Source organism: Enterobacter sp. MGH119 (assembly GCF_001037675.1).
Taxonomy (GTDB): Bacteria; Pseudomonadota; Gammaproteobacteria; order Enterobacterales; family Enterobacteriaceae; genus Enterobacter; species Enterobacter hormaechei_C.
Genome location: NZ_KQ089929.1, coordinates 2,184,156 through 2,198,218, shown reverse-complemented (window position 1 = coordinate 2,198,218; position 14,063 = coordinate 2,184,156). Strand labels below are relative to the sequence as shown.

14 protein-coding genes are annotated in these 14,063 nt (G+C 53.8%); 11 read left to right on the top strand and 3 right to left on the bottom strand.

Going from position 1 to position 14,063, the window contains the following annotated elements:
- Positions 1–124 precede the first annotated feature (124 nt).
- The 9 genes from clpP to SK53_RS10480 all read left to right on the top strand — a co-directional run bounded on the left by clpP (position 125) and on the right by SK53_RS10480 (position 8,995).
- Complete coding sequence (clpP, locus tag SK53_RS10520; protein WP_006809880.1) at positions 125–748, top strand: ATP-dependent Clp endopeptidase proteolytic subunit ClpP; 624 nt, start codon at positions 125–127, stop codon at positions 746–748.
- Positions 749–875: 127 nt separating this feature from the next.
- Positions 876–2,150, top strand: a complete 1,275-nt coding sequence (gene clpX, locus SK53_RS10515; RefSeq protein ID WP_006809879.1) for an ATP-dependent protease ATP-binding subunit ClpX — start codon at positions 876–878, stop codon at positions 2,148–2,150.
- A gap of 184 nt (positions 2,151–2,334) precedes the next feature.
- Positions 2,335–4,689, top strand: a complete 2,355-nt coding sequence (gene lon, locus SK53_RS10510; RefSeq protein WP_006809878.1) for an endopeptidase La — start codon at positions 2,335–2,337, stop codon at positions 4,687–4,689.
- 210 nt (positions 4,690–4,899) lie between these two features.
- The gene (hupB, locus tag SK53_RS10505; protein WP_002444653.1) at positions 4,900–5,172 is read left to right on the top strand and encodes a nucleoid-associated protein HU-beta; all 273 of its coding nucleotides are present in this window, start codon (positions 4,900–4,902) and stop codon (positions 5,170–5,172) included.
- A gap of 212 nt (positions 5,173–5,384) precedes the next feature.
- A complete protein-coding gene (gene ppiD / locus SK53_RS10500; RefSeq protein ID WP_045142051.1) occupies positions 5,385–7,256 on the top strand; it encodes a peptidylprolyl isomerase in 1,872 nt (623 codons plus the stop codon).
- Between the two features lie 148 nt (positions 7,257–7,404).
- Positions 7,405–7,785, top strand: coding sequence for a helix-hairpin-helix domain-containing protein (locus SK53_RS10495; RefSeq protein ID WP_048209278.1), 381 nt, complete (start codon positions 7,405–7,407; stop codon positions 7,783–7,785).
- 97 nt (positions 7,786–7,882) lie between these two features.
- Positions 7,883–8,281, top strand: a complete 399-nt coding sequence (locus SK53_RS10490) for a YbgC/FadM family acyl-CoA thioesterase (RefSeq protein ID WP_023315524.1) — start codon at positions 7,883–7,885, stop codon at positions 8,279–8,281.
- A 47-nt stretch (positions 8,282–8,328) separates the two neighbouring features.
- Complete coding sequence (locus tag SK53_RS10485; protein ID WP_023324235.1) at positions 8,329–8,679, top strand: type II toxin-antitoxin system RelE/ParE family toxin; 351 nt, start codon at positions 8,329–8,331, stop codon at positions 8,677–8,679.
- Positions 8,666–8,995 carry a helix-turn-helix domain-containing transcriptional regulator gene (locus SK53_RS10480; protein ID WP_022650480.1) on the top strand — a complete coding sequence of 110 codons (330 nt, stop codon included), beginning with the start codon at positions 8,666–8,668 and terminating at the stop codon, positions 8,993–8,995. Before SK53_RS10485 ends, SK53_RS10480 begins: the two co-directional genes overlap by 14 nt.
- A gap of 3 nt (positions 8,996–8,998) precedes the next feature.
- Here the strand turns inward: SK53_RS10480 and queC are convergent, their stop codons facing one another.
- Both queC and SK53_RS10470 read right to left on the bottom strand, forming a co-directional pair.
- Positions 8,999–9,694 (bottom strand): 7-cyano-7-deazaguanine synthase QueC, encoded by a 696-nt coding sequence (queC, locus tag SK53_RS10475; protein ID WP_015571271.1) that lies wholly within the window; start codon positions 9,692–9,694, stop codon positions 8,999–9,001.
- Positions 9,695–9,760: 66 nt separating this feature from the next.
- Positions 9,761–11,461 carry an SgrR family transcriptional regulator gene (locus tag SK53_RS10470; protein WP_048209273.1) on the bottom strand — a complete coding sequence of 567 codons (1,701 nt, stop codon included), beginning with the start codon at positions 11,459–11,461 and terminating at the stop codon, positions 9,761–9,763.
- Between the two features lie 101 nt (positions 11,462–11,562).
- On the opposite strand from SK53_RS10470, the gene cof reads away from it, so the two are divergent.
- Positions 11,563–12,381: an HMP-PP phosphatase gene (gene cof / locus SK53_RS10465; RefSeq protein ID WP_048209271.1), complete on the top strand. Its 819-nt coding sequence runs from the start codon at positions 11,563–11,565 to the stop codon at positions 12,379–12,381.
- Between the two features lie 39 nt (positions 12,382–12,420).
- On the opposite strand, the gene SK53_RS10460 is transcribed toward cof, so the two are convergent.
- Positions 12,421–13,467 (bottom strand): PLP-dependent cysteine synthase family protein, encoded by a 1,047-nt coding sequence (locus tag SK53_RS10460; RefSeq protein ID WP_003859036.1) that lies wholly within the window; start codon positions 13,465–13,467, stop codon positions 12,421–12,423.
- 115 nt (positions 13,468–13,582) lie between these two features.
- On the opposite strand from SK53_RS10460, the gene SK53_RS10455 reads away from it, so the two are divergent.
- Positions 13,583–14,041 (top strand): Lrp/AsnC family transcriptional regulator, encoded by a 459-nt coding sequence (locus tag SK53_RS10455; RefSeq protein ID WP_015571267.1) that lies wholly within the window; start codon positions 13,583–13,585, stop codon positions 14,039–14,041.
- The last annotated feature ends 22 nt before the right edge of the window (positions 14,042–14,063 follow it).

The window sequence follows — 14,063 nt, the reverse complement described above, 5'->3', positions numbered from 1 at the left end:
CTTGAAATAGGGCATGGCGACCCCCATTAGTATGTAATCACGATGATTGAGACTGGCTGATAATCCGTCCATAAGGTTACAATCAGTACAGCAGGTGTTTTCAATTTTGAACCAGGAGACGGAAATGTCATACAGTGGCGAACGAGATAACTTTGCACCCCATATGGCGCTGGTGCCAATGGTTATTGAACAGACCTCACGCGGTGAGCGTTCTTTCGATATCTATTCCCGTCTGCTCAAGGAACGCGTTATCTTTCTGACCGGCCAGGTGGAAGACCATATGGCTAACCTGATCGTGGCGCAGATGCTGTTCCTGGAAGCGGAAAACCCGGAAAAAGACATTTACCTGTATATCAACTCGCCGGGCGGTGTTATTACGGCGGGCATGTCTATTTATGACACCATGCAATTCATCAAGCCGGATGTCAGCACCATCTGTATGGGGCAGGCGGCGTCCATGGGGGCTTTCCTGTTAACCGCAGGGGCGAAAGGTAAGCGTTTCTGCCTGCCTAATTCCCGCGTGATGATTCACCAGCCGCTGGGTGGTTACCAGGGCCAGGCGACGGATATTGAAATCCACGCCCGAGAAATTCTGAAAGTAAAAGCGCGCATGAATGAACTTATGGCGCAGCATACGGGTCAACCTCTCGAGCAGATCGAGCGCGATACCGAGCGCGATCGCTTCCTCTCTGCGCCAGAGGCAGTTGAGTACGGCTTAGTCGACTCCATTTTGACCCATCGTAATTGATGCCCGCGACGCGAGTGTGCCGCTATACTAAGGTAGGGCGGCACGTTGCCTGTAAGCAGCTTGCGTCTGAGAATGGCATTTGCGTCGTCATGTGCGGCACATAGAACTTAAAAAGAGGTTTGGACTCATGACAGATAAACGCAAAGATGGTTCGGGCAAACTGCTGTACTGCTCTTTTTGCGGCAAAAGCCAGCATGAAGTGCGTAAACTGATTGCCGGGCCGTCCGTGTATATCTGCGACGAATGCGTCGATTTATGTAACGACATCATTCGCGAAGAGATTAAAGAAGTCGCGCCGCACCGTGAGCGCAGCGCGTTACCAACGCCACACGAGATTCGCCACCACCTGGACGACTATGTTATTGGTCAGGAGCAGGCGAAAAAAGTGCTGGCGGTGGCGGTATACAACCACTACAAACGTCTGCGTAACGGCGATACCAGCAATGGCGTAGAACTGGGCAAAAGTAACATTTTGCTGATCGGGCCTACCGGTTCCGGTAAAACCCTGCTGGCAGAAACGCTGGCGCGCCTGCTGGATGTTCCGTTCACTATGGCGGATGCCACCACCCTGACCGAAGCCGGTTATGTGGGTGAAGACGTTGAAAATATTATCCAGAAGCTGCTCCAGAAGTGCGATTACGACGTACAGAAAGCCCAGCGCGGGATCGTCTATATCGATGAGATCGACAAAATCTCTCGTAAATCAGACAACCCGTCCATCACCCGTGACGTCTCGGGCGAGGGCGTGCAGCAGGCGCTCCTGAAGCTGATTGAAGGTACGGTTGCGGCTGTTCCACCGCAGGGTGGGCGTAAACATCCGCAGCAGGAATTCTTGCAGGTTGATACCTCTAAGATCCTGTTTATCTGTGGTGGTGCGTTTGCAGGCCTGGATAAAGTGATCTCTCACCGTGTGGAAACCGGCTCCGGCATTGGTTTTGGCGCAACGGTGAAAGCCACGTCTGAAAAACCAAACGAAGGCCAGCTGCTGGCGCAGGTTGAGCCGGAAGATCTGATCAAATTCGGTTTGATTCCGGAATTTATCGGCCGTCTGCCGGTTGTGGCGACCCTGAACGAACTGAGCGAAGACGCGTTGATTCAGATCCTGAAAGAGCCGAAAAACGCGCTGACCAAGCAGTATCAGGCGCTGTTTAATCTTGAAGGCGTTGAGCTGGAATTCCGTGACGAAGCGTTGGACGCGATTGCCAAGAAAGCGATGGCGCGTAAAACCGGTGCCCGTGGCCTGCGTTCTATCGTGGAAGCAGCATTGCTCGACACGATGTACGATCTTCCTTCTATGGAAGACGTCGAAAAAGTCGTGATCGACGAGTCCGTCATTGGTGGCCAGACCAAGCCGTTACTGATTTACGGTAAACCGGAAGCGCAGCAGGCATCTGGCGAATAATTCACCATTTCATACAATCAGTTAATCAAAAAGGGGGGATTTTATCTCCCCTTTACTTTTTCCGTATTCATGGCGTTGAATGTATGGGAAACATCCCCATATACTGGATTACATGTTAATGGTTGTGTGAAGCACAGTTACATGACCAGTTTACCTGGCGGACACTAAACTAAGAGAGAGCTCTATGAATCCTGAGCGTTCTGAACGCATTGAAATCCCCGTATTGCCGTTGCGCGATGTGGTGGTTTATCCGCACATGGTCATACCCTTATTTGTAGGGCGGGAAAAATCTATCCGTTGCCTCGAAGCCGCCATGGATCATGATAAAAAAATCATGTTGGTCGCGCAGAAAGAAGCATCAACGGATGAGCCGGGTGTAAACGATCTTTTCACCGTCGGGACCGTGGCCTCTATTTTGCAGATGCTGAAGCTGCCAGACGGCACCGTGAAGGTGCTGGTGGAAGGCTTACAGCGTGCGCGTATTACCACTCTGTCAGACGATGGCGAGCACTTCTCTGCGAAGGCAGAGTACCTTGATTCACCGGAACTTGATGAGCGCGAGCAGGAAGTGCTGGTACGCACCGCGATCAGCCAGTTCGAAGGCTACATCAAGCTGAATAAGAAAATCCCACCTGAAGTGCTGACGTCGCTGAACAGCATCGACGATCCTGCACGTCTGGCGGATACCATCGCTGCGCATATGCCGCTGAAGCTGGCTGACAAACAGTCCGTGCTGGAAATGTCCGACGTTAACGAACGTCTGGAATACCTGATGGCGATGATGGAGTCTGAGATCGATCTGCTCCAGGTTGAGAAGCGCATTCGCAACCGCGTCAAAAAGCAGATGGAAAAATCGCAGCGTGAGTACTATCTGAACGAGCAAATGAAAGCCATTCAGAAAGAGCTCGGCGAGATGGACGATGCGCCGGATGAAAACGAAGCGCTGAAGCGTAAGATCGACGCGGCGAAGATGCCGAAAGAGGCGAAAGAGAAAGCTGAAGCTGAGTTGCAGAAGCTGAAAATGATGTCTCCGATGTCGGCGGAAGCGACCGTTGTACGCGGCTACATTGAGTGGATGGTGCAGGTTCCGTGGAATGCCCGCAGCAAGGTCAAAAAAGACCTGCGTCAGGCCCAGGAGATCCTGGATACCGACCACTACGGCCTGGAACGTGTGAAAGACCGCATTCTTGAGTACCTCGCGGTACAGAGCCGTGTGAACAAAATCAAAGGCCCAATCCTGTGCCTGGTAGGGCCTCCAGGGGTGGGTAAAACCTCTCTGGGCCAGTCCATCGCCAAAGCGACAGGGCGTAAGTACATCCGTATGGCGCTGGGCGGCGTGCGTGATGAAGCGGAAATCCGCGGTCACCGCCGTACCTACATCGGTTCCATGCCGGGCAAGCTTATCCAGAAAATGGCGAAAGTGGGCGTCAAAAACCCGCTGTTCCTGCTCGATGAGATCGACAAAATGTCTTCGGACATGCGTGGCGATCCGGCGTCGGCGCTGCTGGAAGTGCTTGATCCAGAGCAGAACGTGGCGTTTAGCGATCACTACCTGGAAGTGGATTACGACCTGAGCGATGTGATGTTCGTGGCGACGTCGAACTCCATGAACATTCCGGCACCGCTGCTGGACCGTATGGAAGTGATCCGTCTGTCCGGTTATACCGAAGACGAGAAGCTGAACATTGCCAAACAGCACCTGCTGCCGAAGCAGATTGAGCGTAACGCGCTTAAAGCCAACGAGCTGACCGTTGAGGACAGCGCCATTGTCGGCATTATTCGTTACTACACCCGTGAAGCGGGTGTGCGTAGCCTCGAACGTGAGATCTCTAAGCTGTGCCGTAAGGCAGTGAAACAGCTGCTGCTGGATAAGAGCCTGAAGCACATCGTGATTAACGGCGACAATCTGCATGCGTACCTGGGCGTTCAACGCTTCGACTACGGTCGCGCAGACAACGAAAACCGTGTTGGTCAGGTGACCGGTCTGGCATGGACGGAAGTGGGCGGCGATCTGCTGACCATCGAAACCGCCTGTGTTCCGGGCAAAGGCAAGCTGACCTACACCGGTTCGCTGGGTGAAGTGATGCAGGAGTCCATCCAGGCGGCGCTGACCGTGGTGCGCGCGCGTGCGGAAAAACTGGGTATCAACCCTGATTTCTACGAAAAACGCGACATTCACGTTCACGTTCCGGAAGGGGCGACGCCGAAAGATGGCCCAAGCGCGGGTATTGCCATGTGTACTGCGCTGGTTTCCTGCCTGACAGGTAATCCGGTTCGTGCTGATGTGGCCATGACCGGTGAAATTACGCTGCGTGGTCAGGTACTGCCTATCGGCGGGTTAAAAGAAAAACTGCTGGCGGCACACCGCGGTGGGATCAAAACCGTATTGATCCCTTACGAGAATAAACGCGATCTGGAAGAGATTCCGGACAACGTTATTGCCGATTTGCAGATCCATCCGGTGAAACGCATTGAGGAAGTTCTGACTCTCGCACTGCAAAATGAACCGTCCGGAATGCAGGTTGTAACTGCAAAATAGTGACCTCGCGCAAAGAGCGCCAATAAAAACAAGGCTGGTAAGTCATTTCGTACTTGCCAGCCTTTTTTTGTATAGCTAATTTAGATTGCTGATTGGGTTAGCCATCAACAACGGGTGTTGTAAGGTCATAGCAGGACTGATATAACTGCTGCGCGGTCGCGCTGTGAAGGATTCAGGTGCGATATAAATTATAAAGAGAGGAAGAGAACAGTGAATAAATCTCAACTGATTGACAAAATTGCTGCGGGTGCTGATATTTCTAAAGCGGCAGCTGGACGTGCTTTAGATGCTTTAATTGCTTCTGTTACTGAATCTCTGCAAGCTGGGGACGACGTTGCACTGGTAGGCTTCGGTACTTTTGCGGTTAAAGAGCGTGCAGCCCGTACTGGCCGCAACCCTCAGACCGGCAAAGAGATCACCATTGCTGCCGCTAAAGTGCCGGGTTTCCGTGCAGGTAAAGCGCTGAAAGACGCAGTAAACTGATTGCTTTCCCGCTCCAGGGAAGCTGAAAAGTACAAGGGCGCATCGTTTGATGTGCCTTTTTTGTTTGTCCAGACCTGATTTGTGCGAGTTTATGCGAGTTGTGGGCTGACAATTGCCCTGTTTTCTTGTCACAATACGCCTTTACGCGCGACGGTCAGGATTTTCCGTCAGCGTCAGGTAACCAGTCACCTACAGCGGAGTGTTGTTACACCATGATGGACAGCTTACGCACGGCTGCTAACAGTCTCGTGCTCAAGATTATTTTCGGTATCATTATCGTGTCGTTCATATTGACCGGTGTGAGTAGTTACCTCATCGGCGGTGGCGCGAACTACGCCGCAAAAGTGAATGGCCAGGAAATTAGCCGTGGGCAGTTCGAGAACGCTTTTGCTGGTGAACGTAACCGCATGCAGCAACAGCTGGGCGACCAATACTCTGAACTTGCAGCCAACGAAGGCTATATGAAAAACCTGCGTCAGCAGACGCTAAACCGCCTTATTGACGAGGCGCTGCTGGATCAGTACGCGAAAAGCCTGGGTCTGGGCATCAGCGATGAGCAGGTTAAAAAAGCCATCTTCTCGACGCAGGCTTTCCAGTCTAATGGGAAGTTCGACAACGCGCGTTACAACAGCATTGTTAACCAGATGGGTATGACGGCTGACCAGTACGCTCAGGCACTGCGTAACCAGTTGACCACGCAACAGCTGATCAACGCGGTGGTGGGCACCGATTTCATGCTGAAAGGTGAAACTGAAGAGCTGGCGGCACTGGTGGCGCAGCAACGCGTGGTGCGTGAAGCGACGATTGATGTCAACGCACTGGCAGCGAAACAGCAGGTTAGCGACGCTGAAGTTAATGCTTACTACGAGCAAAACAAGAACAACTTCATCTCTCCGGAACAGTTCCGCGTAAGCTATATCAAGCTGGATGCAGCGGCGATGCAGGAAAATGCGACTGACGCCGAGATCCAGTCTTATTACGACCAGCATCAGGATCAGTTCACTCAGCCGCAGCGTAACCGTTACAGCGTGATCCAGACCAAAACGGAAGCAGAAGCGAAAGCCGTGCTGGACGAGCTGAACAAAGGCGCTGATTTCGCCACCTTAGCGAAAGCAAAATCCACCGACATTATTTCTGCCAAAAACGGCGGTGATATGGGCTGGCTGGAAGAGTCAACTACCCCGGATGAGCTGAAAAATGCAGGCCTGAAAGAGAAAGGCCAACTGTCTGGTGTAATCAAATCCTCCGTCGGCTTCCTGGTGGCGCGTCTGGACGATGTTGTGGCGGCGAAAACCAAGCCGCTGGCTGACGTTCGTGATGATATCGCTGCGAAAGTGAAGCAGGAGAAAGCGCTGGATGCCTTCTATGCTCTGCAACAGAAAGTGAGCGATGCCGCAAGCAACGACAACGAATCACTGGCGGGCGCTGAGCAGGCTGCTGGCGTGAAAGCGGTTGAGACGGGCTGGTTCAGCCACGAAAACCTGCCGGAAGAACTGAACTTCAAACCGGTTTCAGATGCCATTTTCAATGGTGGTCTGGTCGGTGAGAATGGTACGCCGGGCAGCAACTCAGACATTATTACCGTTGACGGTGATCGTGCGTTCGTACTGCGCGTCAGCGAGCACAAAGCCGAGGCAGTGAAGCCCCTGGCGGAAGTGAAAGATCAGGTGGTGGCGCTGGTGAAACACAACAAAGCGGCACAGCAGGCAAAACTGGATGCAGAGAAAATTCTGGCCGACCTGAAAGCCGGTAAGAACGATGCGCTGAAAGCGGCTGGCCTGAGCTTTGGCGAAGCAAAAACGCTGAGCCGTACCGGTCAGGATCCTGTCAGCCAGGCGGCGTTTGGTCTGAGCCTGCCGGCGAAAGACAAACCTGTCTTTGGCACCACGACCGATATGCAGGGTAACGTGGTGGTTCTGGCGCTGGATGAAGTGAAAGCCGGCACGCTGCCAGACGCGCAGAAGAAGGCCATGGTTCAGGGAATTACCCAGAACAATGCCCAGATTGCTTTCGAAGCGTTGATGAGCAACCTGCGTAAAGAAGCCAAAATCAAGCTGGGTGATGTGGTCACTCAGGAGCAATAATTACGTGTCTGCTCGCAGATTTTCGTAACGTTCTGCAAAAACTAAAGGCCGCTTTCGCGGCCTTTTCCATTTCTGCAATCTGCTGTTTGTCCCTGTTTTTCCGTGCGGCTATCGTGGCATGGCTGTCAACAAACAAGGAGAAAACAGCATGAAATGTGGAATCAAAGCACTGTTAATTACACTGGCTATTGCCACTTCCGGGATGAGTGCGGGCGCGCTGGCGGCGTCACCCTCGTCTAAAGCCCAGGCTGCACAAACTCAGGCCGATGCAACGTCACAAGGTCAGGTTAAAGTCAACGCGACGGCCAGCACGAAAGCCATTGAGGACGAGGGTACGCGGGTCAGTATTAATACTGCCTCTGCGGACGATCTTGCCCGCGTAATGAATGGCGTGGGCCTCAAAAAAGCGCAGGCCATCGTCAGCTATCGTGAAGAGTATGGTCCTTTCAAAACCCTTGACGATCTCAAGCAGGTGCCGGGTATGGGCAGCGCGCTGGTTGAGCGCAATCTCGCACACCTGACGCTGTAATCGCGTAATCACTTGCACTGCGGCAAAAATTTGCCAGGATAAAGAGGTCATACCAGTTATGACCTCTGAACCTATAACAACGAAAGGCTATTGCGCTATGCAGACACAAATCAAAGTCCGTGGTTATCACCTCGATGTTTACCAGCACGTCAATAACGCCCGCTACCTTGAATTTCTTGAAGAGGCGCGCTGGGACGGCCTGGAGAACAGCGAAAGCTTCCAGTGGCTAACCGCACACAACATCGCGTTTGTGGTCGTCAATATCAACATTAACTACCGCCGCCCGGCTGTGCTGGGAGATGTGCTCACCGTGACCAGTGAGGTTCAACAACTGAATGGCAAAAGTGGTGTATTGAGCCAGGTCGTTACGCTGGAGCCAGAAGGGCAGATTGTGGCCGATGCGCTGATCACCTTTGTCTGTATCGATCTCAAAACCCAGAAAGCGTTGCCGCTGGAAGGGGAGTTGCGCGAAAAGCTGGAGCTGATGATCGCGTAAGTTTTTGTCTTTTATAAAAGACAAGAAGGGTTTTCAGGGATAAAATCATGAACAGGGACTACGTTGTTAAACGTTACCGAACCCGCGACGGAAAAATACCGTTTGAGGATTGGGTAGCAAAGTTGAGACGAAAGGATCCGGAGCTGGCGTTTCGGATCCTTCTGCGAATCGACCGCGCTGAGAAGGGGAATTTTGGCGATTACCGTTATCTCAGAGAGGGTGTCTGGGAGTTGAAGGTTGATAGTGGTCCCGGTTATCGAGTCTATTTTGCGGTCCAGCATCGGGAAATCTTATTGTTGCTGATCGGCGGTGACAAAAAGAGCCAGAAAGCGGATGTGATGCTGGCAATAGATTACTGGAAAGATCATCAAAAGGATAAACTCCATGAGCAAAAGTGAGCGAAAATTCTCAAGTACCGTCAGCCATGATGAAGCTGTAGTCAAAATGCTGCGCGAAAATCCTTCTTACGCGCAACTCTATCTGCAAATTGCACTGGATGAAATTTACGAGGACCAGGGGATCCCAGCCTATTTGATTGCCCTCAGACGCGTTATCGAAGCGCGCGGCGGTATTGGAGAGATTTCAGCCAAAGCGGGGCTTTCACGTCAGCAGCTATACCGTACCCTGTCCGAAAATGGTAACCCAACGCTGACTACACTGATGAAAATTACCCGTGCTGCCGGTGTAAAACTGTTCGACAGCACGGTCAGGTAGCCCTTATTTCAGCCCGGTCTTTTTCTGCATTGCGGCCATAACGCCCGCTTTATCCGCAAAATAATGATTCAGACCGTTCGCGCGCAGGTTACAGGCGGCACACTGCCCACAGCCGTCCCCTTTAATGCCGTTGTAGCAGGTCAGGGTCTCGTTGCGAACGACATCCAGCTTGCCCCAGTAGTCGGCCAGCGCCCAGGTTTCAGCCTTATCCAGCCACATCAGCGGCGTTTCGAAGCGGGTCTCTTTTGCCATTCCCAGATCGACGGCGTGATTGAGTGCTTTCACGAATTCATCCCGGCAGTCCGGGTAGCCAGAGAAGTCGGTCTCACACACGCCCGTGATCACCGCTTCGGCTTTCACCTGGTAGGCATAGATCGCCGTCAGGGTCAGGAAGAGAATGTTGCGGCCCGGTACGAAGGTGTTCGGAATGCCGCTGGCATCCGGTTCGTAATCAGGCACCGGAATGCTGTCGCGGGTGAGGCTGCTGACGGCCAGTTCATTTAACAGCGTCACGTCCAGCACTTTATGAGCGCGGGCGCCCAGTTTGAGAGCCAGTTCACGAGCGACATCGATTTCAGCGCGATGACGCTGACCATAATCAAAAGTGACGCAGTGCACTTCATCATACTGGTGAAGCGCCTGAATCAGGCAGGTGGTGGAATCTTGTCCTCCGCTGAACACGACGACGGCACGTTTCATAGATCATCTCGACAGTTACAGTAAAAGCGTCATGTTAACGCCTGGCTAAAGCGGCGACCAGCTTCTTCACGCGTTTGGTGGAGGAAGCCAGGCTTCGGTGAAGTCAAACCAGCCGCGAGTGTTAAGGCGTATGCCGTTGACGCCCGGAGGCGCGCTGATTTGATACTGGTAGTTAAAGAGCGGCGTCAGGACGGCTGTCTCCATTAACCGGCTGAATATAGCCTGAAGTCCTGCGTGTCGGTCACGCTCGTCGGCCTGCGACTGCACCGCATCCAGCGTGGCCTGCAAATGGGCGAATGCCGGTGCGCTCAGCAGATGCGGCCAGAGCGCATCGCAGCGGAGCCACTGCTCAAGCGTGTACGCCGGCGCTTCGCCAATCAGTCTGTCTCCCATCATGATGTCTGCATCGGCAAGCTGCTGGCACCCGTCCCACGTTTTGGCGTCATGAAAGATGACGGTCAGTTCACAACCCTGCCGCGTAAGGTATGCTTTTAACTGGCTGGCCATGGTGTGAAGCTCAACCGGCAGGTGGTAGACCAGCGTCAATGCCTCTGGCAGCGCAACGTCGGTTAAATCAGGCCACTGGGGGATCGCCCAGCCGGGAAGCAGTTCCTCGGTAGGAGTGATGAGCCCTTCGTTCAGGGGAAGGGTGTGCAGCAGCGTTGAGAGATGAATGATATTAATCAGCCGCTTTGCCTGAAGTTCGCTCAGACGTGGACTCTGTTTCAGCGTGAGGTAGCAGAAGCCCAGACTGGTGCTGTTACTCACCAGCCGCAGGCTGGCCAGCTCGTCGGCCTCGCCAATGGCGATTTGCACCGGGTGGCGACAGCTGGTGCCCAGACTGTAGTCAAAAAGCTGGGGCGTGATCCAGTACTCGATAGCCTTAAGCAACGGATGGCCAAGATGATACTGCTCGTGGCTTTCCAGACGCACCAGTTCAGGCTCAAAAACGCTCAGCCGAAAGGGACCGCTGCCCACCACGGGGTAATCGGGATGCGCCAGACGGCTACAGTAGGTTGCCAGCCTGTGCGCCAGCCAGTAGTCAGGTTGATGGAGAATAAACGTCAGGCACTGCGGGTGCGTGGTTTCGATACGTAAGACGCTGCGGAACAGCGTGCCCATGCCGGGCTGCGATAACAGCGCCGTCAGGCTTTGCCGGAGCTGTGCCGTCTCTATTTTATCGCCGTTATGCCAGTGCAGGGTGGAGCGAATGTAGAAATGCCAGCGCAGGCCGTCAGCAGAGACTTCCCAGTGATGCGCCAGATCGCCCGTGGGTTCACTGCTGTTACCATTAAAACGCGTCAAACCAGAGAATACCTGTCCCGCCAGATGCTGCTCCGCCCGGCCAGGGAGAAACCCCGGCTGAAGCGGCTCCAGCGAGCGATAGTAGGGAATACGCAGCGTCGGCGTATCGTTCTGCCACTGTCCGCCCATAAACGGATGCAGCAGCGATCGCAAATCTTCAGGTGCGAGCTGGGCCAGCTCCAGCGCGTTGTGCTGCTGTCCACTTTTCAGGGCCTCTTCCATCATCGTATTACGCAACGAATCCGGGGTGACGTGAAAGCGTAATTCCCCACGCTTACCTCGTCCGGAGCGGGCGTGCCAGCTTAGCCAGCCCGCCTCCTGCGCCTGGCGCAGCAGGGTGCGAACATGTCGCTCGCTGCAAAAGCAGCGGCTGGCAAGTTCACTGATGGTCACCTGCTGCGGTGCGCCGGCAGACGAGTGCCACAGACGCTGATACTGGTTAAGACGGTTAAGCTGGCGCATGAAAAACCCGGAACAATAATTATCATCTATTCACTATTACTTCCGTATATCCCACGTAATACTGATGCACAAGTTAACCGCATCACATTTCGGGAGTAATCATGGCTCGGCTCGCTGCATTTGATATGGACGGCACGCTGTTAATGCCGGATCACCGTTTAGGGGAGAAAACCCTGAACACTCTTAAGCGCCTGCGCGAGCGTGAAGTTACCCTGACGTTTGCTACTGGTCGTCATGTGCTGGAGATGCGCCCTCTGCTGGGGACATTTGCCCTCGATGCGTTCTTGATCACCGGCAACGGAACGCGCATTCACTCCGTCGACGGCGATGTGCTGCACCGTCAGGATCTGAATCCGGAGGTGGCGGACATTGTCCTGCACAGCACCTGGGATACGCAGGCCAGCGTGCATGTTTTTAATGATGAAGGCTGGTTTACCGGGCGTGAGATCCCGGCCTTGCTGCACGCTCACGTTTACAGCGGCTTTAAATATCAGCTTATCGATTTGCGCCGCATTCCGGCACACAAGGTGACCAAGATCTGCTTCTGTGGCGATCACGACGATCTCTGCCGTCTGCGTATTCAGCTTAACGAGGCGCTGGGCGAACGGGCGCACCTGACCTTCTCGGCGGTGGACTGTCTTGAAGTGCTGCCGGTGGGCTGTAACAAAGGATCCGCGCTGGCGGTGCTGAGCGATCATCTGGGGCTGACGATGCAGGACTGTATGGCCTTTGGTGACGCCATGAACGACCACGAGATGCTGAGCAACGTAGGTCGTGGGCTGATTATGGGGAACGCGATGCCGCAGCTTATCGCCGCGCTCCCGCATTTACCGGTTATCGGACACTGTCGTAACGAAGCGGTGTCCCATTTTTTGACGCATTGGCTGGACAAAAATAACCTCCCATATTCCCCCGAATAGTGAGACCCTTCCAGCAAGCCAGGCTAAGCCTGGCTTTTTTTATTTCACCAGCTGCGAAATCTGCGCTTTCCACGGCTCAACATCGCCAATATTGGCCTGCACCCATTCTGCGTTGTAATAGGTGTCCAGGTATCGCTCCCCGCTGTCGCACAGCAGCGTGACGACAGAGCCGGTACGGCCTTCTTCACGCATCCTCGCGGCCAGCTGTAGCGCGCCCCACATATTGGTGCCGGTAGAAGCCCCGACTTTACGGCCAAGCTGTGTCTCCAGCCAGTGCGCCGTCGCGACGCTGGCGGCATCCGGCACGCGGAGCATTTCATCCACAACGTCCGGAATGAACGAGGGTTCGACGCGCGGGCGACCAATCCCTTCGATCTTGCTCCCCACGGGGCTGCGCAGGCTCGCATCGCGGGATTGCCAGTAATCGAGGAACACCGAGTTTTGCGGGTCAACCACCATCAGCTGCGTATCATAACCCTGACAGCGGATATAACGTCCGATGGTGGCGGAGGTTCCGCCCGTGCCCGCGCTCATGACAATGTAAGAGGGGACAGGATGCGGCTCATGGGTCATCTGGCGGAAAATGCTGTCCGCAATGTTATTATTGCCGCGCCAGTCGGTGGCGCGTTCGGCGAAGGTGAACTGGTCCATATAGTGACCATTCAGCTCGCGGGCCAGCATTTCGGAGGCCGCATAGATTTCGCAGGCACTGTCCACAAAGTGGCAGCGTCCGCCGTAAAATTCGATCTGTTCAACTTTACGTTTCGCCGTGCATGAGGGCATCACGGCGATAAACGGCAGACCCAACAGGCGGGCAAAGTAGGCTTCGGAGACGGCAGTTGATCCGGACGACGATTCAATAATCGTGGTGCCTTCTTTAATCCAGCCGTTACATAAACCGTATAAAAAGAGTGAACGCGCCAGGCGATGCTTCAGGCTACCGGTAGGATGGGTACTTTCATCTTTCAGATAGAGCTGAATACCGGGAAATCCCGGCAGAGGCAGGCGGATTAAGTGGGTGTCTGCCGAGCGCTGATAGTCGGCATTTATTTCGCTGATGGCATGTTTAACCCAGGTGCTATTCATCGTAGTTATCCGTTTGTCATTTTGTGCCCAGCATAGCGAAAAGCACAGAAAAAATTGTTGCTATCTGACCTTTAAAATAGAATGTAAGGAGAATAATTTTCTCTTCGAGGTGGCTATGTTAGATAAAATTGACCGTAAGCTGCTTTCTTTGCTGCAAAGCGACTGTACCCTCTCTTTGCAGGCGCTGGCAGATGCCGTTAATCTGACCACCACACCGTGCTGGAAGCGCCTCAAGAAGCTGGAAGATGATGGCATTCTGCTGGGACGTGTGGCGCTGCTGGATCCCGAAAAACTGGGGCTTGGACTGACCGCCTTCGTCCTGATAAAAACGCAGCATCACAGCAGCGAATGGTACTGCCGCTTCGTCACGCAGGTTTCCGACATGCCCGAGGTGCTCGGCTTCTGGCGCATGGCGGGGGAATACGACTATCTGATGCGCGTTCAGGTGGCAGACATGAAGCGCTACGATGATTTTTACAAGCGGCTGGTCAATAGCGTACCGGGCTTGTCCGATGTCACCTCCAGCTTCGCCATGGAACAGATTAAATACACCACAGCGTTACCCATTGAATAACTTCTTAAAATACCTTCAGGAA